Origin of the sequence: Idiomarina sp. PL1-037, from assembly GCF_034422975.1 — a bacterium.
In the GTDB taxonomy this organism is placed as follows: domain Bacteria; phylum Pseudomonadota; class Gammaproteobacteria; order Enterobacterales; family Alteromonadaceae; genus Idiomarina.
Genome location: NZ_CP139873.1, coordinates 2,464,124 through 2,484,612, shown reverse-complemented (window position 1 = coordinate 2,484,612; position 20,489 = coordinate 2,464,124). Strand labels below are relative to the sequence as shown.

20 protein-coding genes and 1 rRNA gene are annotated in these 20,489 nt (G+C 47.0%); 12 read left to right on the top strand and 9 right to left on the bottom strand.

Annotation, left to right across the window (positions count from 1 at the left end):
- Positions 1-75: 75 nt before the first annotated feature.
- The 6 genes from rrf to U0358_RS11650 all read left to right on the top strand — a co-directional run bounded on the left by rrf (position 76) and on the right by U0358_RS11650 (position 6,779).
- Positions 76-191 (top strand): 5S ribosomal RNA (rrf, locus tag U0358_RS11675).
- Between the two features lie 181 nt (positions 192-372).
- Positions 373-2,796, top strand: coding sequence for a TonB-dependent receptor plug domain-containing protein (locus U0358_RS11670; protein WP_322406382.1), 2,424 nt, complete (start codon positions 373-375; stop codon positions 2,794-2,796).
- Positions 2,797-2,974: 178 nt separating this feature from the next.
- Positions 2,975-3,292 carry a hypothetical protein gene (locus U0358_RS11665; protein ID WP_317497515.1) on the top strand — a complete coding sequence of 106 codons (318 nt, stop codon included), beginning with the start codon at positions 2,975-2,977 and terminating at the stop codon, positions 3,290-3,292.
- Positions 3,293-3,338: 46 nt separating this feature from the next.
- Positions 3,339-3,752 carry a copper chaperone PCu(A)C gene (locus U0358_RS11660; RefSeq protein WP_322406381.1) on the top strand — a complete coding sequence of 138 codons (414 nt, stop codon included), beginning with the start codon at positions 3,339-3,341 and terminating at the stop codon, positions 3,750-3,752.
- 27 nt (positions 3,753-3,779) lie between these two features.
- Positions 3,780-4,469: a TIGR04219 family outer membrane beta-barrel protein gene (locus U0358_RS11655; protein ID WP_322406380.1), complete on the top strand. Its 690-nt coding sequence runs from the start codon at positions 3,780-3,782 to the stop codon at positions 4,467-4,469.
- Between the two features lie 96 nt (positions 4,470-4,565).
- Complete coding sequence (locus tag U0358_RS11650; RefSeq protein ID WP_322406379.1) at positions 4,566-6,779, top strand: bifunctional diguanylate cyclase/phosphodiesterase; 2,214 nt, start codon at positions 4,566-4,568, stop codon at positions 6,777-6,779.
- Here U0358_RS11650 and U0358_RS11645 read toward each other — a convergent pair.
- From U0358_RS11645 to U0358_RS11625, 5 genes are all read right to left on the bottom strand, one after another.
- Positions 6,776-7,249, bottom strand: coding sequence for a DUF3299 domain-containing protein (locus tag U0358_RS11645; RefSeq protein ID WP_317497510.1), 474 nt, complete (start codon positions 7,247-7,249; stop codon positions 6,776-6,778). The two genes, U0358_RS11650 and U0358_RS11645, sit on opposite strands and share 4 nt — an antisense overlap.
- Positions 7,246-8,493 (bottom strand): ABC transporter permease, encoded by a 1,248-nt coding sequence (locus U0358_RS11640; protein WP_322406378.1) that lies wholly within the window; start codon positions 8,491-8,493, stop codon positions 7,246-7,248. Before U0358_RS11640 ends, U0358_RS11645 begins: the two co-directional genes overlap by 4 nt.
- Complete coding sequence (locus U0358_RS11635; RefSeq protein ID WP_322407481.1) at positions 8,490-9,185, bottom strand: ABC transporter ATP-binding protein; 696 nt, start codon at positions 9,183-9,185, stop codon at positions 8,490-8,492. The genes U0358_RS11640 and U0358_RS11635 overlap by 4 nt, the downstream gene beginning before the upstream one ends.
- Positions 9,186-9,212: 27 nt before the next feature.
- On the bottom strand, positions 9,213-9,743 hold the full coding sequence (gene ppa / locus U0358_RS11630; RefSeq protein ID WP_317497508.1) for an inorganic diphosphatase: 531 nt from the start codon (positions 9,741-9,743) through the stop codon (positions 9,213-9,215).
- A gap of 99 nt (positions 9,744-9,842) precedes the next feature.
- Positions 9,843-10,826 (bottom strand): class 1 fructose-bisphosphatase, encoded by a 984-nt coding sequence (locus tag U0358_RS11625; RefSeq protein WP_322406377.1) that lies wholly within the window; start codon positions 10,824-10,826, stop codon positions 9,843-9,845.
- A gap of 150 nt (positions 10,827-10,976) precedes the next feature.
- On the opposite strand from U0358_RS11625, the gene mpl reads away from it, so the two are divergent.
- Genes mpl through panP form a run of 6 tightly spaced genes read left to right on the top strand, consistent with a single transcriptional unit; the run spans position 10,977 to position 16,996 of the window.
- Positions 10,977-12,314, top strand: a complete 1,338-nt coding sequence (gene mpl / locus U0358_RS11620) for a UDP-N-acetylmuramate:L-alanyl-gamma-D-glutamyl-meso-diaminopimelate ligase (RefSeq protein ID WP_322406376.1) — start codon at positions 10,977-10,979, stop codon at positions 12,312-12,314.
- Positions 12,315-12,337: 23 nt separating this feature from the next.
- Positions 12,338-12,958: a flavin prenyltransferase UbiX gene (locus U0358_RS11615; RefSeq protein WP_317497505.1), complete on the top strand. Its 621-nt coding sequence runs from the start codon at positions 12,338-12,340 to the stop codon at positions 12,956-12,958.
- A gap of 8 nt (positions 12,959-12,966) precedes the next feature.
- Complete coding sequence (locus tag U0358_RS11610; RefSeq protein ID WP_317497504.1) at positions 12,967-13,896, top strand: ABC transporter ATP-binding protein; 930 nt, start codon at positions 12,967-12,969, stop codon at positions 13,894-13,896.
- On the top strand, positions 13,893-14,672 hold the full coding sequence (locus U0358_RS11605; protein ID WP_034822007.1) for an ABC transporter permease: 780 nt from the start codon (positions 13,893-13,895) through the stop codon (positions 14,670-14,672). The genes U0358_RS11610 and U0358_RS11605 overlap by 4 nt, the downstream gene beginning before the upstream one ends.
- Positions 14,672-15,346 (top strand): tRNA (guanine(46)-N(7))-methyltransferase TrmB, encoded by a 675-nt coding sequence (gene trmB / locus U0358_RS11600; RefSeq protein ID WP_322406375.1) that lies wholly within the window; start codon positions 14,672-14,674, stop codon positions 15,344-15,346. The genes U0358_RS11605 and trmB overlap by 1 nt, the downstream gene beginning before the upstream one ends.
- Positions 15,347-16,996 carry a pyridoxal-dependent aspartate 1-decarboxylase PanP gene (gene panP, locus U0358_RS11595; protein ID WP_317497502.1) on the top strand — a complete coding sequence of 550 codons (1,650 nt, stop codon included), beginning with the start codon at positions 15,347-15,349 and terminating at the stop codon, positions 16,994-16,996. It abuts the gene before it with no gap.
- Here panP and panC read toward each other — a convergent pair.
- The 4 genes from panC to pcnB are packed head-to-tail and all read right to left on the bottom strand — an operon-like array spanning position 16,989 to position 20,462.
- Positions 16,989-17,834, bottom strand: a complete 846-nt coding sequence (gene panC / locus U0358_RS11590; RefSeq protein WP_317497501.1) for a pantoate--beta-alanine ligase — start codon at positions 17,832-17,834, stop codon at positions 16,989-16,991. The two genes, panP and panC, sit on opposite strands and share 8 nt — an antisense overlap.
- A complete protein-coding gene (panB, locus tag U0358_RS11585; RefSeq protein WP_322406374.1) occupies positions 17,831-18,631 on the bottom strand; it encodes a 3-methyl-2-oxobutanoate hydroxymethyltransferase in 801 nt (266 codons plus the stop codon). The genes panC and panB overlap by 4 nt, the downstream gene beginning before the upstream one ends.
- Positions 18,632-18,649: 18 nt before the next feature.
- A complete protein-coding gene (folK, locus tag U0358_RS11580; RefSeq protein ID WP_322406373.1) occupies positions 18,650-19,156 on the bottom strand; it encodes a 2-amino-4-hydroxy-6-hydroxymethyldihydropteridine diphosphokinase in 507 nt (168 codons plus the stop codon).
- The gene (gene pcnB, locus U0358_RS11575) at positions 19,143-20,462 is read right to left on the bottom strand and encodes a polynucleotide adenylyltransferase PcnB (protein ID WP_317497531.1); all 1,320 of its coding nucleotides are present in this window, start codon (positions 20,460-20,462) and stop codon (positions 19,143-19,145) included. Before pcnB ends, folK begins: the two co-directional genes overlap by 14 nt.
- Positions 20,463-20,489 lie beyond the last annotated feature (27 nt).

Below are 20,489 nucleotides of genomic sequence, written 5' to 3'. Positions count from 1 at the left end.
AGGTGAGATAGTGAATTCAACAGAGTGGCTTTTACTTAAAAAGCAGTCAGTTTTTACATGTTGTGACAGTTTATGTCTGGCGGCCATAGCGGTGTGGCACCACCTGAATCCATTCCGAACTCAGAAGTGAAACACACCAGCGCCGATGGTAGTGTGGGGTCTCCCCATGCGAGAGTAGGTCACCGCCAGACTACAAATAGAGAACCCCAGCACAACCGGCTGGGGTTTTTTTATGCCTGTTCCACGGCCAGCTCTGCTGAGCCCAGAGTATCAGGCTGCTATAACTTTTGCTTATACCTAATTGCTTTCCAGACTGAACCAAACTCCCAATTTACTGCTATATTCCCTGTAATAATTATTAGGGAGAGCAGTATGAAACGTTTTAATGCAATTACACTTGCCTTAGCAAGTTCATTTTTCATAACGCCAGTTGCTTCAGCGCAACAAGACTCGGAAGCTAACAATGTCGAAGAAGTGATTCAGGTTGTAGGGTCCCGCTTATCAATGCGAACCGCAACAGACGGAGCTGCACCGGTAGATATAATCAGCGCTGACGACTTAGCAGCTACAGGCATGACAGATACAGCAAAAGCTTTACAGTATGCAGTGCCGAGCTTTAACTTTCCTTCATCGTCGATTACCGATGGTAGTGACGCGGTTAAACCTGCCTCTTTAAGAGGTTTATCGCCGGACCATACGCTGGTTCTTATAAATGGCAAGCGACGTCATAGTTCTGCTCTGGTTCACCTTAATGGAACAACGGGTCGTGGTAGCTCAAATGTCGATTTGAACGCAATACCTATGGCGGCAATCAAGCGTATTGAAGTTTTGCGGGACGGTGCCGCCGCTTTATACGGTTCAGATGCCATAGCTGGGGTTATTAATATCGTTCTAAAAGATAACGCACAGGGTGGTAGTGCCAGTTTACAGCTTGGACAAACACACAAAGGCGATGGTGAACAGTGGCGTGCATCCGCCAGTACTGGTTTTGCCGTTGGTGAAGACGGAGCTTTGACCATTTCTGGCGAGCTTCATCATAAAAACCGTACCAATAGAGCGGGACCTGATACTCGTCAACAATATCCATCACTTCCAGACGGTAGCGATGATCCGAGAGAAGAAACTTTTGATAGACAGAGCTTTCATATTGGCCAAGCTGAATATAAGAATGCCTCTTTATTTGCTAATTTCGATATGACTTTAGGTGAAGGACGTCTGTATGCTTTTGGCGGTATGAGCGACCGTAAATCAGAATCTGGTGCGTTTTATAGAAGGGCAATTCAAAATAATACGCTTACTGAAATTTATCCAGATGGTTTTTTGCCTATTTTAGCTCCTGACGTTAAGGATTACTCTGCATACGCTGGTTATGAATGGTATATCGGAGAGTGGACTCTAGATTTTAGCGGTGGCTATGGGCGTAGTAAATTTCAATACAACGTTAAGAACTCTCTAAACGCATCTCTAGGTCCAGAACTGACGCCAACCTCCTTTGAGGCGGGCACACTAAAAAACGAGGAAGCTAGTCTCACATTCGATGCCCAACGCTTCGTTCCGTTTGTTAATAACTCTGATTTATCAATAGCATTTGGCGTTAGTTACAGAGATAACACTTACGAAATAAAAGCAGGTGACGAAGCGTCTTATATGGACGGAGGTTACGAAGGTCGTCCGGGCGGAAGTCAGGGCTATACAGGCTTTAAACCCGATGCGGAAGTCAACCAGAGTCGTGATAATGTCGGAGTTTACCTGGAGACTGAAAACCAGTTGACGACAGACTTTACGTGGGGAGCTGCCGTACGTCACGAAGACTATTCGGATTTTGGCAATAATACCAGCTGGAAAGTTTCCGGTCGTTATGACATTACTGACCGAATCGCCGTACGTGGGGCATTAAATACCGGCTTCAGAGCTCCGAGTGTGCAGCAACTTTATTTTACTAATATATCAACATTTGCCGTAGATGTTGATGGTGAAACGGTTCTGCAACAGTCTGGAACGTTTAATTCTCTGAGTCCGGTTACGGAGGCTTTGAATATCCCTGATCTTGAGCCGGAAGAATCTGAAAGTGTCAGTGCCGGCATCGTTTGGAATGGTTATGACGGTTTGGCAATTACTTTAGACTATTTCCGGATTAATATTGACGATCGTATTATCTTATCGAACCAAGTATTCCCGAGTGATTCACCAGCAGTAGCGAACGCCCTGAGCACTGTTTCAGCCGAAAATGCCAAATTCTTTATTAATGCTGTTGACACAAAAACGGAAGGTTTGGATATTGTTGCCAGCAAAACATTTAACTTAAATAATTTTGGTGAGTTAAAAGCACAATTAGCGTATGGCTTCAACAATACTGAAATAGAGTCCATCAATCTGCCTCCATTATTTGACGGTATTGAGTCGGTATTGTTTGATTATGATGAAAAAATACGTATGACGGATTCTACGCCTGATCACAGCGGATCTATTGGCTTTACTCATTCCTTAGGTAATTGGAGAACCGATGTACGGTTCAATTATTTTGGAACTTATATTATTGGAGATTACGATTCTGGCGAAACCGCAGAAGAAGCTAACGAGTCGTATGGTCCGAATTGGATAACGGATATTTCGGTTAGATACGCATTCTCTGATCAGTTGAGTCTTGTTATTGGTGGCCAAAACATCTTTAGCGAATACCCGGAAGAACAACCAGTACAAAGTGCATTTGATACGATATTCAAGTATCCAAATACTAACTCTCCTATCGGGTTCAACGGTGGCTACTTCTATTCGGAAGTTGAATATAAATTTTAATCATTTTCCAGAAGTGATATTAGTAAAAACCGCCAATAATTGGCGGTTTTTTTATTTTAGGATGGAATGTTATTTTCTAACTTATTGAAAAATATAATATAAATAGTTGGCACAGTAGTTGTATTCGGGATTAGAAAAGTAAGTATAGTTAAAATTGCTCACTATTGGAGTTATTGTCATGTCGAATCGTAGCTTTGGCTGGTTATTAGTTTTATCTGTTATTGGTTTAGCGTTTTTCGCTGAAGAGATCTTTTCAGTTTTTGGAATGGTTTTCGGCTCGGTGATTGAGTTCTCGGTTACTTTGTTGATCAGCTTATTTTTTGTTGGTTTAGTATTTTTCGTGGTAGTCACGATATTCGGTAGCGTGCTTTTAGGCGCTGGGGCAGCATTTATTGCCCTAATATTAAGTGGAATCGGCTTTTTCTGGCCGCTGATTCTCTGCGTCCTGGTTCTTTACTTTATATTTCGCAAACCAAAGGTTTCTAGAACAGGCTAATCACGTGTAATATACAGCCTAAGTTAAATCTAATAAGGCTTAGGCAATGTTTAAAACACTAGTTGCTGTATTAAGTTTGTTACCGCTTATAGTCTCCGCCGAGACATTAAAAGTTGATGACGCATGGGCTCGTGCGACTATCCCGGGAACCGAAAATGGCGCGGCTTACGCCACACTCGAAAACCTGAAAGATGCCCCGGTCGAAATTACCCGCATTAGCTCGGACGTCAGTAAAGTAGCCGAAGTACATCGACACACAATGTCTGGCGATGTAATGAAAATGGAAAAGGTTAAAGCCCTGTCTATTGCTCCTGGGGAAACAATTAAGTTTCAGCCAGGAGGATATCACTTTATGTTATTTGGCTTAAAATCTCCGCTTGAAGCTGAAGAGAACTTTTCTCTGACCTTACATTTTGAGTCAGGCGCCAAACAAACCATTCAATTTCTAGTGAAGAAATAAAGAATCCGACATCTAATAGGAAGAGTTATGTATAAAAAAACATTAGTGTTAGCCGTAGCGTTAGCGGTTGCTCCTGCCAGCGCTTTGGCTGATACCGTTTTTGGTGTTTATGCCGGCGGACAATTCTGGAATGCCGATACTGAAGGCGAGTATGCTTTGGGTTCTAACTTAATAGAGCCAAATTTCGAGAATGAAAACCAAAGCAGTTACTACATTGCACTGGAACATCCGGTTCCATTTATCCCAAATATTAAAGTCCGGGAAAATAGTTTAGAAGTTACCGGCACCTCTGGGAAAAATGATTTTAGTCATAGAGATTACATTTTTTACTACGAAATTTTCGATAATGATTTAGTCTCATTTGATATTGGCGTCAATGCTATGGATTTCGACGGCAGTTTGTGGGTACTCAGTAGCGATACTATTGGACGCCAGGAATTTTCTGTTGTTGTACCTACAGCCTATGCAGCAGCGCGAGTGGGAATACCCGCTACCGACTGGACCTTCTTTGCTGATGCCAGTGCACTTAGCGTGAAAGACAGTAAAGTTCAGGATGCGCAAATTGGTATCGAATATCGTTTAGTTGATAATTTAGCTGTCGATGTGAGCCTTAATGCAGGTTATCGCCACTCAGTGATAGAGCTGGATGATGTCGATAATATTTATTCAGATGTGACCTTTAAAGGTCCATTTGTTGGAGTCGAAGTTCACTTTTAATCGATTAATTAGACTATTCAAAGCTTGCAGGTCGTTCAGCATATAAGCTAAATTGTTATATGTTTGTAATTTCTTATAGATGGATGGCCTCAACGCATGGTCAGTAGTCAAGATGAACCGCTGTTTCTTCACGACGACGATGAAGTTACTCCGGCAGAGTACAGTAAAGGTTTCTGGAAAATTCTGATTGTTGATGATGATCAGGAAATTCATGCGGTCACTAAAATGGCGCTTGCTGATGTTATTATAAGTGGCCGCCAGCTAGAGTTCTTCCATGCTTATAGTGGTAGTGAAGCGCTTGATCGCCTGACAGAACATGACGACATCGCCATGGTATTGCTTGATGTTGTAATGGAAACCGATGACGCCGGTTTAAAAGTGGCTCAGGCCATTAGGGAGCAGTTAGGCAATGACGAGATTCGGATTGTGCTGCGAACAGGGCAACCGGGTTATGCTCCCGAAGAGAGTGTTGTAAAAAATTATGATATTAACGACTACAAGACAAAAACAGAACTTACAAGAAGCCGTCTTTTAACCACTGTATTTTCCGCTGTTCGCTCGTATCAGCAACTTTGCACCATTAACGAAAATCGTCGTGGTTTGCGTAAAATCATTCACTCGGCTTCCAACTTAATGGAAAAACATTCCATTGTTAATTTTTCTGAAGGTGTAGTCACACAAATTGCTTCTTTGCTTGGCTTACGCGCTGAAGGGATTGTTGGTGGCAGAGCGCCTCATAAAAACAATGATATTCTGGTACTAGGAGCTGCCGGGCACTTCGCCGATAGTATTAATAAGAGTTTATCCACTCTTAACTCTGAAGAAATAGAAAAAAATGTCATAAAATGCCTGAGTGAACAGCGCCATATTCATACAGACACCGCGACGGTCTTCTTTATTGATGGCCAGGCGCATCAGGCGGCTGCTTACATAGAAACCCAAAATGCTGTAGCTGGGTATGATCAGGAGTTGCTGGAAGTCTTTTTAGCCAATATTGCGGTTGGCTTCGAGAATGCAAATTTATTCGAAGAACTGCGGACTGCAGCGTACCTTGACCCTTTAACCGGCATTCCTAATCGAGCCGAGTTTACACGGTGTCTTCAAGCTCTGTCTGAAAAGTCGGATAAGGATAAAATGATCGCTGTCATCGACATCGACCACTTTTCTGATGTTAACGATGGATTAGGGCAGGATGTGGGTAACTTACTGTTGCGAGCTGTGGCTCTGCGTCTCACGGACCAACTTGGCGATAAAGTCTTTGTTTCGCGTATTGCTGCCGATGTATTCGGCATTTACGGTCCTGCGAATATTGTCACTCCTAGCGCTTTCAGCGAGCTTTTTGCCCTACCTTTTAGAGCGGGAGAGCATTATATCCCGTTGCGGGTAACCTGTGGTTTTGCTTCAGCAGAAAACCCCGAGAACGTTAATGGCAAAGGGTTGTTGAAACAAGTTTATATTGCTTTGAAAAATGCAAAAAATAACTCTTTTGACCGCTATAACTATTATGAACCGTCGATGGAACAAGAGACTCAGCGTCGTCTTCATCTGGTCCGCCGGCTGCGTGCCGATTTTGCCAATAGAAAATTGCAGGTTTGGTATCAGCCACAAGTTGAGCTGAGAACAAAGAAAGTTGTAGGTGTAGAAGCGCTTTTACGGTGGCCTCAAAGCAACGGTTCTTTTATTTCTCCCGCAGAGTTTATCCCGTTAGCGGAGTACTCGGGGCTCATTGTGGAAATTGGCTCTTGGGTTATTGAAGAAGCTTGTCGCCAAATTAATGCTTTTGATGAAATTGGTCTGCCGCAGCTTCAGGTTGCGGTTAATGTTTCAGTACCACAATTTCGGAAGCGCGACTTCCCCGAGTTAGTCGAAAAGCAAATAGAGCAGTGGGGAATTGATCCGAATCGAATTGAGTTAGAAATTACAGAAAGTATCGTGATGGAAGACCCTGATTTAGTTGCCGATATGTTAAGGCGTTTGAAACAGCAAGGTATTCAGGTAGCAATTGATGACTTCGGTGTTGGCTTTTCATCGCTCAGTTACTTACAAAAACTGCCGCTAGATAGAATTAAAATAGACAAAACTTTCGTCAATAATTCAGACGAGAAAAGCGGTAAGATCATCATAGAAACTATTGTCGATATGGCTCGCCGTTTAGGTTTAAAAGTGCTGGCCGAAGGCATCGAAGAACAAGCTCAACTGGATTACTTTTTAGGGTTGGAGTGCACTGAGGGGCAAGGTTTTTTCTTTGCTAAACCAATGCCCGCTGACCAGTTGATCCGCTTGTTACAAAAGCAAATGAGTTACTCTTAGTTATAGACTTCTACGTTGTCGGCTTCCATCTGGTAGCCTACAACCGCAAGGTCACCTTCTTTGCGTTCTACCTTAATGGTGCCTTCTATCCAAACGGCATCATAAGTGTTTTCGTAGGGAACGCCCTCAGCGTATTTAACATGAATAATTTGGTTGGGCGGTGGTGGTGGCACATGAATGCACGCGCCAAAATAAGGCACCAGTAAAAATTCAGTGACGTTATCGGCGTCCCCTTCCAGTTGCACAACATAACCGGGAATACGCACTTTCTTACCGTCCAGGGCTTCAACTACCGGTGCATCCAGGTTGGTTTGCCGGTCTTCTTCGGGGTTCGCGTCATAGTATGACTGAGGCTTTACCGGAGGTGGAGTAAACCCTTCAGGAATAAGATCTTTCCAGCCAATTTTTTCAGCAGCCGCGAACGCGGGAAGGGTTAGCATTAAAAGTGCAACCGCGAATAACTTCTTCATATTTTCACCGTAAGTCCATCTGCAAGAGATTGGCGATACGCACGCCATGCGGGTATTAAACTTAACATAAAGCCGACAGTAATCACGAGAGCTATGCGCCACCACTCACTCATGCTGGGCCAGGAGCTGGTGAAGATTAACCCGGTTTGCGACTGAATAACGCCGGCCAACGACCATTGCAGGCCATATAGCAGGAGTAAGCCAGAGAACGCACCAACCACGGTAAGTAGCAGAGCTTCACTAAGTAACAAGCCGAATATGGTTCCGGGGCCTGCGCCCACAGCTCTTAAGACCGCCATTTCGCGACGGCGTTCCCTTAAGCTAGCAAGCATAATGGTCAGCATACCCAGAAGACCAATCAGTACCACCATAGCGGAGATGGCGGTTAATGCCTGCTCGAACACTCTTAAGGTTTTCCATAGTTGCTGCAGTGTCATACCCGGCAGCAAGGCAGTTAAGGGTTCTTTGTCGTAGGTATTGATTTGACGTTGTAAGCGCAACGCCAAAGGCTTGGCCTTTAAGCCGAGTAGTGCGGCACTGATACTTTCAGCCCGGGCCTCGCTATGATGCTCGTGCTCGTGGCTTTGGTCATGCTCTTCGTCGTGCCCGGTTCCACCGCCGTGAATCATCTCCAGGCTGTGCAAGGTTACCAGCACCGCTTGATCAACCGGGGTTCCTGTCCGTTGCAGGACGCCAGTAACCGTCAATGGATGCTCATCGTGTTCGCTAAAGCTAATGCCGCCACTGCCGTGGGCAATAATAATATCGTCACCAATGGTTTTTGACAGCTTCTCGGCTGCGTCAGCTCCTAATACAACGTCTTCATCTGAGGCAAAAGGCTGGCCTTGTGAAAACGCTAAAGGCTGCTTATCAGCATATTTAAAGTGTTCAAAATACGCATTGGTTGTGGCTACAACCGGCAACCCCTGAACACTGTCACCCAGCGAAATTGGCACGGCCCAACTGACTTCAGGGCGGCTACTAATTTCGGCAAAGCTCTCCCAGCTCATGTTGTTGGTCATGCTGCCAATATGAAAGACAGAAGACAGCAACAACTGTGTCTGTCCGGTTCTGGCGCCAACAATTAAGTCCGTACCAGAAACCGTATTAGCAAAATGACTTTGTACCTGTTCACGGACACGCTCCACTGCCAGTAATAGGGTGACACTGACAGCAATCGCTATAACAGTTAAAAGTACGCTCGCGCGTCGGTTCAGCAAGCTCTTCAGGGCAAGGCGGATCATGGTTTAGCCCCCGCCCGATTAAGTTCGTTAAGCTCGACGTGTTTATCAAAATAAGAAGACAAAGCGGCGTCATGAGTCACAAAAATAACCGTGGTGTTATTCTGGCTACTCAGCTCAAGTAATAATTGGATAAAGGTATCCCGGTGCTCAGCATCCAGTGCCGAGGTTGGTTCATCCGCTATCAGCAGTTTAGGTGCACCCAGTAAGGCTCTGGCAGCTGCTACCCGTTGTTGCTGACCAACGCTGAGGGTATGAGCCTGTTGCTGAATTTGTTCTGAGGATAAACCTAAGCGTTTTAGCATTTCCAATGCAGTCGCTTCTGCCGATGTTCCCTGCTCTGCTAAACGTTGTCTGCGCTTTTGCGAGAACTGACAGGCGAGTAAGGCGTTGTCTAAGGCGGATAAATAGGGCAACAGATTAAATTGCTGAAATATATAGCCAATATTATCAGCACGATAACGGTCTCGTTGTCTGCCGGACAAACTGGAAAATGCAGTATCAAACAGGTCTAACCGACCCTGTTCAGGTGTATTAATGCCGGCCAACAGCGATAGTAATGTTGATTTTCCACTACCGCTGGGGCCGCGCAACAGCACCGTTTCGCCCTGTTTTACCTGCCAGGCAGGAATATCCAGAGTTGGCTTTTGTCCCGCCCAGGAAAAACTCAGTTTTTCTATATTGACGGCATTTATTGCGTCGGTGCTGCTGACCACTTTAAATTACGATTTTTTCGCACGTTCAAAAGAAGACACAATTTCTTCTTTTGCTGCAGCGGCATCACCCCAACCGTCAACTTTAACCCACTTACCTTTTTCCAGCTCTTTGTAACGCTCGAAAAAGTGAGTGATTTGTGCTTTTAACAACTCAGGCAGGTCATCAACGTCATTGATGTGATCGTATTCTTTGGTCAGCTTACTAACCGGAACTGCGATAACTTTCGCGTCTTCACCTGACTCGTCAGTCATTTTCAACACGCCAACCGGGCGGCATTTAATAACAGAACCAGCTTGCAGCGGGTACGGAGTCGGGACAAGTACGTCTACCGGGTCACCATCTAAAGACAGCGTCTGGTTAACAAAACCGTAGTTGGCCGGATAAAACATAGCGGTTGCCATAAAACGGTCAACCCATAAGGTACCGGTGTCTTTATCAACTTCGTATTTAATCGGATCGGCGTTTGCCGGAATCTCGATGATGACGTTAACTTCTTCTGGCATGTTTGAGCCAGCCGTTACGTTTCCTAAGCTCATAGTACTTCCTGCTGTAGTAATAAAATAATAAAAAAAGGTACTGCGCGATTATAGCGGCTCGGGGCACTCACGCAATAGCCACGCAATATCGACATCCGTCTAATACGGTTTTGGATACTGACTATGGTACTCCATGCACACACTCACTTCATTAGCAGAGCCCATAACCACCGAGACGCGCTGGTGAATATGTTTTGGCACAATTTCTAATAAACGGCTGTAGCCGTCGGTGGCTTTCCCGCCGGCTTTTTCCACCAGCATTGCCATAGGTGCGGCTTCGTATAAAAGGCGCAGCTTAAAGGGTTTTTCCGGTTTCCGGGCATCCCAGGGGTAAGTGAATAAACCACCACGCGAAATAACCCGGTGTACATCAGAGACCATCGCGGCATTCCAGCGCATATTAAAGTTCTTGCCGCGCGGGCCTTCTTCGCCTTCCAGCAAGTCGCTAATGTATGCGCGGATAGGGTCAGCCCAGTGACGGCGGTTCGACATATTAATGGCAAACTCTTTGGTATCTTTCGGGATTTCCGCTTTCTCATGGGTCAACAAGAATTCACCAACGGTCTGATCCAGAGTGTAAATTCGCACCGCTTTACCGGTCGTCATAACCAGCATAGTTGCGGGGCCATACAAGACATAACCGGCAGCAACCTGAGCCTTACCTGGTTGCAGGAACATGTTCTCGCTGGTCTCTTCGCCCTCAGGCTTACGCAGAATAGAGAAAATAGTACCCACACCACCGTTAATGTCGATGTTAGAGCTGCCGTCCAGTGGATCAAATGCCACCAGGTAATGGCCTGAGTTCGGGCTTTCGACAATGGAGTCTTCTTCTTCAGAGGCAACCGCATGGACGTTAGGTGACTCAAGCAACAGAGTTTTTAACAGCTGATTGGCGACAACATCGAGCTTCTTTTGCGTTTCGCCCTGAATGTTTTCGTCCAGAGTTGAGCCTAAGACTCCAGCTAATGCGCCCTGATGCAGACGGAAAGAAATTTCCTTGGCTGCAATTTGAATGGTGTTAATAACAGAGATAAGCGATTCGCTGGTTTGATCCGCTCTCAGTGTTGGTAATAAACGTTTCATGAAAGTTCCTGCAGCTCTGGTTATTGGGTGCTAACAAATGTTTGTTCAGAGAGCGCAAATGATACCTTATTTTTTGGTAAAAATCCTGCTTGTCAGCAAGGACGGTGGTACACTTCCGGTATTTTTAAAGCGAACGGATTTAGAAAGCTCATGCACATTCATATTGTTGGGATTTGCGGAACGTTTATGGGAGGCGTGGCCGCCATTGCACAGCAACTTGGTCACCGGGTAACCGGGTCTGATGCTAAGGTCTATCCGCCCATGAGCACGCAACTGGAAAATCTCGGCATTGAATTGATGCAGGGCTACTCGCATAACAATTTAAAGCCATGCCCCGACATAGTGATTATCGGCAACGCGTTAAGCCGTGGTAACGACGAAGTTGAAGCGGTTTTACGGGAGCGTATTCCGTATGTGTCTGGCGCGCAATGGCTGCACGACAACGTATTAACTCAGCATTGGGTATTGGCGGTTGCCGGAACTCACGGAAAAACCACGACCGCGAGTATGCTGGCCTGGATTTTAGAAGATAACGGCTTTGATCCCGGTTTTATGATTGGCGGTGTGCCGGGAAACTTTCCGGTCAGTGCACGTTTAACCGATTCGAACTTTTTTGTGATTGAAGCCGATGAGTACGATACAGCGTTTTTTGATAAACGATCCAAGTTTGTTCATTACGCACCGGATACGTTAATTCTGAATAATCTGGAATTTGATCATGCAGACATCTTCCCAGATTTAGCGGCTATTCAACGACAGTTTGCGCATTTGCTGCGGGTCGTTCCCGACACCGGCCAGGTGATCTCACCCGCGGGCGATAAAGCTCTGGAAGAGGTGCTGAAGCAAGGCTGCTGGAGTCCGGTGCTACGTATGGGTGAGCAAGGTGACTGGCAGGCTAAATTGCTTAAAGCTGACGGTACGAAATTCGAAGTGCATTATCAGGGCAAATGCATTGCTCAGGTTAGTTGGAACGTATTGGGTACTCATAACGTTAACAATGCCATGATGGCGATTATGGCTGCTGCCCATGTTGGCATAAAAGCTGAGCAGAGCGCGCAGACGCTAGTCGGTTTTAAAAGTCCCAAGCGACGTATGGAGTTATTAGGCGAGCACCGCGGCGTAAAAGTTTTTGATGATTTTGCTCACCACCCCAGCGCGATTAAAACAACCGTATCCGGTTTACGCCAGCATCAGCCTGACAGTCGCATTATTGCGGTACTTGAACCGCGCTCAAATACCATGAAAATGGGCGTTCACAGCGATACTTTGGTTGAGTCATTAGAAGATGCAGACGATGTATTCGTGTTGCAGCCCGAAGGGCTACAATGGCAACTGACCGAAAAAATGCCCAAGGCGCATGTGTTTGAGTCGACCGATGACTTGCTGGCAGGGTTGCTGGCTGCAGTCAAAACCGGAGACGCCGTACTTATTATGAGCAATGGCAGCTTCGATGGTTTGCACCAGCGCTTTCTTAAAGCCCTGCAATAACTGAATGACACAGGAACTGTTCAATGAAAACCGACAATAGAATTACTGTTGCGATAACCGGTGCTTCGGGTGCCCCTTACGCGCTGCGTTTGTTACAATGTTTGCTTGATCAGGATCAACAGGTACTGTTGCTCATTTCCAGTGCTGCCCGGGTCGTACTGGCAACGGAGCAGGGTATGCAAATTCCGGCCGCTCCTGACAAAGCAGCGGCAATGCTATGTGAACACTTTTCGGTTGGTGCTGAGCAACTCAAAGTTTACGGCAAAGAAGAATGGTTTTCGCCGGTGGCTTCGGGTTCAGCTGCGCCCGCAAAAATGGTGGTTTGCCCCTGTTCAACCAGCACCTTGTCGTCAATTGCGCATGGCAGCAGTAATACGTTGATCGAGCGCGCCGCCGATGTCGTACTGAAGGAGCGTGGACAATTAATTTTAGTTCCGAGAGAGTCTCCGCTTTCGACAATCCATTTACAAAACATGCTGCAACTCAGTCAGCAGGGCGTAACGATAATGCCGGCAGCGCCGGGCTTCTATCATCAACCAGAAAGCATTGATGATTTAATCGATTTTATGGTGGCCAGAATCCTGGATCATCTTGGCCTTGAGCAGCGTTTAGTCAGCCGTTGGGGCTATGGAAAGGAGTCATAAAGAGATCTATGAAAGCACTAGAAATTACAGGCTTGCGAAAAACATACCGCGGTGGTTTTGAAGCCTTAAAAGGTATTGATTTAGAGGTTGAGGAAGGTGATTTCTATGCACTGCTTGGTCCTAATGGAGCAGGGAAATCGACCACCATCGGAATTATCTCATCGCTGGTAAATAAAACCTCGGGTCAGGTGAAGGTTTTCGGTTACGACTTAGACACGCAGCTCACCGATTTAAAACGCCAAATTGGTTTGGTGCCGCAGGAGTTTAACTTCAATCAGTTTGAAACCGTTCAGCAAATTGTAGTCAACCAGGCGGGTTACTACGGTGTTCCGCGGTCTCTGGCGAAAGAGCGCTCTGAAAAATATCTGCAGCAGCTGGGGTTATGGGATAAGCGCAATGAGCCGGCACGCTCTTTGTCTGGAGGCATGAAACGCCGTTTGATGATTGCCCGCGCATTACTGCACGAACCTAAATTACTGATTCTGGATGAGCCAACGGCAGGCGTTGATATCGAACTGCGCCGGTCCATGTGGGACTACCTGACCAAGATAAACCAGCAGGGTATTACCATTATTCTGACCACGCACTACCTGGAAGAAGCCGAAATGCTGTGCCGTAATATCGGTATTATTGATAGTGGCCGCATTATTGAAAACACGTCAATGAAGCGCTTGCTGGCGCAGCTAAGCCGTGAAACCTTTGTCTTAGATTTAGAACCGGGCCATAACGGTGCAGAAATAGAGAACTTTAATCACCGTTGGACAGATGAGCAGACACTGGAAGTGGAAGTTGATAAAAATGCCGGGCTGAACGCCGTTTTCGAGCAGCTTTCTGCCCAAAAGGTAAAAGTACTGTCAATGCGCAATAAAGCCAACCGTTTAGAGGAATTGTTTGTGTCTATGGTCGAGCAGGGGCGTCAGCAGGAGGAAGCCAAATGAGCCATTCCGCAGCGAATTTTATTGCGTTAAAAACCATCTGGATCAAAGAATGCACTCGCTTTCTTCGTATTTGGATACAAACTCTGGTGCCGCCGGCAATCACCATGACGCTTTACTTTGTCATTTTCGGTAGCATTGTGGGCGAACGAATTGGTGAAATGAGTGGCGTCGGCTACATGGAGTTCATTGTTCCCGGCCTTATTATGATGTCGGTGATTACCAACTCCTATTCCAATGTGGCGTCATCTTTCTTTAGTGCTAAGTTTCAGCGCAATATCGAAGAGATGCTGGTGTCGCCGGTTCCAACCGCCGTTATTATTGCCGGTTATGTCGGTGGCGGTATGGCCAGAGCCTTGATTGTCGCGGTTATTGTTACTTGTGTGTCTTTCTTTTTTGTAGAAGACATCCAAATTGCTCATATTGGTTACGTGATATTAACGGTCATTTTAACCTCCACCTTATTCTGTCTGGGCGGGTTAATTAATGCCGTTTACGGTAAAACCTTTGACGATATTTCTATCGTTCCGACATTCGTACTGACGCCGCTAACCTATTTAGGCGGTGTGTTTTACTCGGTTAGTCTGTTGCCGGAATTCTGGCAGAAAGTCTCTATGGCAAACCCGGTGTTGTATATGGTTAATGGCTTCCGTTATGGTTTCTTAGGTCAGTCAGACGTGGGTATCGGTCTTGCCATAGCGGTTCTGGTGGGCTTCAATGTGCTGTTCTTTGCGGCGGCTTATTATATCCTCGATAAAGGCATAGGGATCCGCTCCTGATGCAGCAGGCAAGACCGGTTACGACTAACCAGAATGGGCCGCATGAAGACACTGAAGCCGCGGTTCGTCGCCATTTAGAAAGTGAGTTTCTGAAACCGATTCAGGAGCACAACCAGCAGGCGTTCGACGAAATTCATGCGCAGGTAAAGAGCTGGGGCGGGCCTGTTATTTTGGATTCGTGCTGCGGCGTGGGCGAGAGTACGGCAAAACTGGCAGAAATTCACCCTGATGCTATGGTTATCGGCGTTGATAAGTCCGCGCATCGGGTTGACCGTCACAGCCACTATCAGACCAGCGAGAATGGTCAGCGTTATTGGGTGGTAAGAGCTGATCTGAATGACTTCTGGCGATTGGCGAACCGGGCCGGATGGCAGCCCCGGCAGCATTGTATTTTTTACCCGAATCCCTGGCCTAAATCGGCTCATTTAGCACGCCGCTGGCATGGTAGCCCGGTATGGAAAGATGTGGTTGCGCTTGGTGGTGAATTGCATATGCGTTCTAATTGGAGCTTATACTTGTTAGAAGTGGCGCAGGCACTTAAGGTGAGCGGGCATTACGCCGATATCTCACTGCTGTCCGATGACGCTGAGCCAATAACCCCTTTTGAACGCAAATATAAGAACAGCGGTCAGGCTTTATGGCAACTGCACGCGAATTTATCTAAGGAGTCTTGATTGAGCCCTAAACCAGAAATAGCGGAAGTGAACCAGGAGTCGTTGTATCGTATTTTTACGATACCTGAGGCTCCTGACTCAACGCTGGGTAAAATCGAAAAGCATCTTTCAGAAAACCTGATGGGTTTTTTAGGTGAACACATTGTTGCCCGGGAAAAACCGCTGCAGGAAATTGAGCGTGACTTTGATAAGTCACAGATACCGGAAGAGCCTGCTTTTGTTTCCGACCATACAGAATTTCTGCTGGATAAGCTGGTCGCTCATTCGGTGCATACGGCGTCACCACGCTTTATTGGGCATATGACATCTGCCTTACCTTATTTTCTGCTGCCTTTAGCTAAACTCATGGTGGGGCTGAATCAGAATCTGGTTAAAATTGAGACGTCTAAAGCCTTCACGCCGCTGGAGCGTAACGTTATTGGCATGATGCATCACTTGGTGTATCAGCAGGATGCGCCGTTTTATAATCGCTGGATGCACAGCGCGCAACATTCTTTGGGAGCTTTTTGCTCGGGTGGAACTATAGCCAATATGACCGCGCTTTGGGTCGCTCGAAATCGCTTGTTGCAGGCTGACGGCGATTTTGCGGGAATTGCCGCAGATGGATTGGCCGCAGGCCTTCAACATTACGGTTATTCAAAGCTAACCGTCGTGGTGTCTGAGCGTGGTCACTATTCCTTAAGCAAAGCAGCTGACGTACTTGGTATTGGTCGCCGAAATTTAGTCTCAGTTGCAACCGACAGCGACAACCGCATTCGCATTGATGAACTGCGTAAAACCTGTGCGCGGATTACAGAAGAGGGCGGCAAAGTGCTTGCTCTTGTGGGCGTTGCGGGTACCACCGAAACTGGGCACATCGATCCTCTCGACGAAATGGCTACTGTAGCAGAAGAAGTGGGTGCACACTTTCACGTTGACGCGGCGTGGGGGGGAGCGACTTTATTGTCCGAACAGCACCGTTCACTACTGGCTGGTATTGAGAGAGCCGACAGTGTCACTATTGATGCGCATAAGCAAATGTATGTCCCTATGGGCGCAGGCGTGGTGCTGTTTAAGAGCCCGTCACTGGTTAAATCGATAGAACATCACGCCGAATATATTATCCGTCAAGGCTCTAAAGATTTAGGGGCACACTCAATGGAAGGTTCACGCGCGGGTATGGCTATGATGGTGTTTTCAGCCATGCACGTTATTGGCCGCCGTGGTTACGAGCTGCTGATTAATAACAGTATTGATAAAGCGCGTTATTTCTCGAAGCTGATTTCTGAGCAGGATGACTTTGAAGTCATTACTGAGCCGGAGCTTTGTATTCTGACCTATCGTTTTGTGCCAGCTAAAGTAAAAAAGGTGCTGGATAAAGCGACACCAGAGCAGCTGGCGCGACTAACTCCGCACTTAAACGCATTGACGCGTTATATTCAAAAACGTCAGCGGGAAAGCGGGCAGTCGTTTGTGTCACGAACTAAATTGACACCTGCTCAATATCATCATGAGCCAACGGTGGTTTTTCGTGTGGTTCTGGCAAACCCATTAACAACCGACGACATGCTTCAGGAAGTGTTATGCGAACAGCGTAAAATTGCGGCAAAAGCCACCAGTTTGCGTGGCGCTTTGCACACTGAAATGCGCGAACTGGGTATGCTTATTTAGTCGCTGTGTTGGTAACCCGTAAGTTATCAATTAAACGCGTTTTCCCCATAAAAGCGGCTGCCAAAATGACCCACTCAGGGTCTTCAGGAGTCGCTTCCTGTAAATCTGCGGCGTTGCGAATACTGAAATAGTCCGGCACAAACCCGGCTTCAGTCAGCTTTTCTTTTGCTGCAGCTTCCAGCTCCCCAAAATGAGTATTTACACTCAGTTTCGCTTTGGTTTCTTCCAGGGTTTTATAAAGCGCCGCCGCTTGCTGCTTTTGCTCTGTGGATAAGTAACCATTACGAGAGCTCATGGCCAGGCCACTGGTTTCCCGCTGTGTGGCTGTTCCCAGAACTTCTACAGGCAGGCTTAGGTCTTGTACCATTAAGCGAATAAGCTGAAGTTGTTGATAATCTTTTTCGCCAAATACGGCCAATTGTGGCTGCACCATATTAAATAGCTTACAGACAACAGTAGCGACGCCGGTGAAGTGCCCCGGGCGACTGGCTCCGCAAAGAATGTCACTAATGCCAGGGACGTCAATTCGCGTCTGTTTGTCGAGCCCGCGGGGATACATATCACTTACCTGAGGGCTAAATACCGCAGAGACCCCTAAAGCATCCAGCGCCTGACAGTCGGCTTTGAGCGTGCGCGGATAACTGTCGAGATCCTCATTTGCACCGAATTGCATCGGATTGACAAAAATACTGACAACCACGTTGTCGCATCGTTCCAACGCCGTTTTGACCAACTGCAGGTGACCGTCGTGCAGGTTGCCCATAGTCGGTACTAAAGCGACTTCAGACTGCTGTTGACGCCATCTGCGAAGTTCAGCAAGGGATTTTAGAATTCTCATTTGTAGCTATGCTCTGCTGTTGGAAACTCGCCTGAGCGCACCTGTTCTGAATATAAACGGAATGCATCAGCAAGCGAGCCACCCTGAGCTAAAAAGTCTTTGGCAAATTTAGGCAGGTAGTCGCTGTTCATACCGAGCATATCGTGCATGACCAAAATTTGTCCGTCGGTGTCTGCGCCTGCGCCAATACCAATAGTGGGAATAGATACCTGGTCGGTAATACGTTTCCCCAGAGAAGCGGGTACGCATTCCAGAACAAGCAATTGAGCGCCGGCCTCTTCGAGAGCCAAAGCCTGGTTCAGTGTGTCCTCGGCTTGTTGTTGCTCTTTGCCTTGTACTTTATAACCACCAAGAACATTAACCGATTGTGGTAGTAAACCAAGGTGAGCGCACACCGGAATGCCCCGGGTCTTTAAGCCTTTAATGGTTTCAACCAACCAGTGACCGCCTTCCAGCTTTACCATGTTGGCGCCCGCCTGCATTAAAGCTGCGGCGACATCATAGGCTTGCTCAGGTGTGCTATAAGTCATAAAAGGCATGTCTGCTATAACAAAGGCATTGCTCGCGCCACGACGCACACATTGAGTGTGGTAAATCATATCATCGACGGTTACCGGCACCGTTGAGTCGCGACCCTGGACAACATTACCCAGTGAATCGCCCACCAAAATAAAGTCGACGCCCTGCTCGGTCATGAGTTTAGCGAAACTTGAGTCATAGGCGGTGAGGGAGCTGATCTTGGTCCCTTCCTGTTTCATTTTTTGTAACGTTGCAATGCTGGTTTTGGTTGTTGCCATGACGCACCTTCAGCAGTTTTAAATGGTTATATCAGACCGACAGATTAGCACGTCCAGACCCTCTTCGGTAAGAGTCTCTGTTTGTTGTTTTGCGGTATTGCCATTAGGCAAAAGTTTGTCGGCGGCTATTTCGGCCAGAGGATAAAGTACAAAGCTGCGTTCGTATAACCCCGGGTGAGGAACCCGGAGAGAGTCAGTTTGATGTTGTTGTTCATCAAACAGCAGCAGATCCAAGTCCAGCGTGCGCTCGCCCCAATGCCTGACACGTTTACGACCAAAAGCATCTTCTATATCGTGCAAAGCTTGCAGAAGATCAGCCGCCAGTAAGCTGGTGCTTACAGAACAAACGGCATTAACGTAGTCGGGCTGGTCCTGCGGGCCCATAGGCTTGCTACCGTAAAGTGAGGAATAAGCTAATAATTGCCAGCGGGAATCATTATTCAGCACATTTAAAGCCGATAGAATATTATCCACCGGCTTGCCCAGGTTACTACCCAGCGCAATAAAGGCTTTATGTTGCGTCATTACCTTTGTTTTCCTGAGGCTTCCGGCGCGGACCACGACGACGGCGCGGTTTGCGCCGGCCTGACTTCGCTTCCGGCTTAGACGACTTTAATTGCTCCGGGTTGTCCTGCGCTTTACTCCAGTGCTCTGCCAGCCCGGCTAATTTCTTATCGCCGTTTTCCGCATAAGAGCGTAACAATAAAAAGTCGTAGGCCGCACGAAACCGTTTATGTTCAAGCACTTTCTGAGCGCGCACGCCTTTAGTGATATTCAAGCGACGCTGCAATTGCCAGATATCTCTGGCTGGCAGACTGAACCGCTTGGGTAATGAAACGCGTTGCGACTGTCTGTGAATAACATCAGCTGCGGCAACGTTTAATGCGTCCATTGGTGGCAGGCCACCTTCGTTCTCAAGTTGTTCGCGTCGAGCCTGCAACGGCCACCACAACAACACCGCAATTAAATAGGCCGGGGTAACACGCTGTTCTTCTGCAATGCGTCTATCGGTGTCTTTAAAGGCCTTCAGCATCATTTGATAGGCCGGGCTTTGTTCATCAGCGACGTAATCTTTCAGCATCGGGAATAACTGCTGAAACAGTCCGAAATCTTTCATCATCAGGAAGTTAGCTTCAGCTTTGCCCGACATAAACATTTTCAGGAACTCGTCAAACAAACGCGCCGGTGGAATGTTTATCAGTAACGGGGCAAGTTCTTTTAACGGACCGCTGACTGAGTCATCCATTTGCATATTCAGTTTTGTGGCAAAGCGAACGGCGCGAAGCATGCGCACCGGATCTTCACGGTAGCGTACTTCCGGGTCACCAATCATCCGCAAAATACCGGCGTTAATGTCATCAACGCCGTTGGCAAAATCGTAGATCGCGAAATCGGCAATATTGTAATACAGCGCATTGGTGGTAAAGTCGCGGCGCTCGGCGTCTTCTTCTATGCTGCCGTAGACATTATCGCGAACCAGCTGACCATGCTCATCCTGGTCTGCCGTGCGGTTTTTCTTGTTTTCTTCCTGCGGGCTGTCCCCGTGGTGGCCGCGGAAAGTAGCAACTTCAATGACTTCTTTGCCAAACACGACATGCGCAAGGCGGAAGCGACGACCAATTAGGCGACAGTTACGAAATAGGGATTTAATCTGCTCTGGTGTGGCATTGGTGGTGACATCAAAATCTTTTGGCTCAAGCCCCAGTAGAATATCGCGGATGCAACCGCCAACCAGATAGGCTTCAAAACCGCTGTTGTGCAGACGGTAAAGAACCTTTATTGCATTTTTACTGATATCGCTACGGGATACTGGATGTTTGTCCCGTGGGATAACCTGTAACTTGGGTAACCGGCTGGA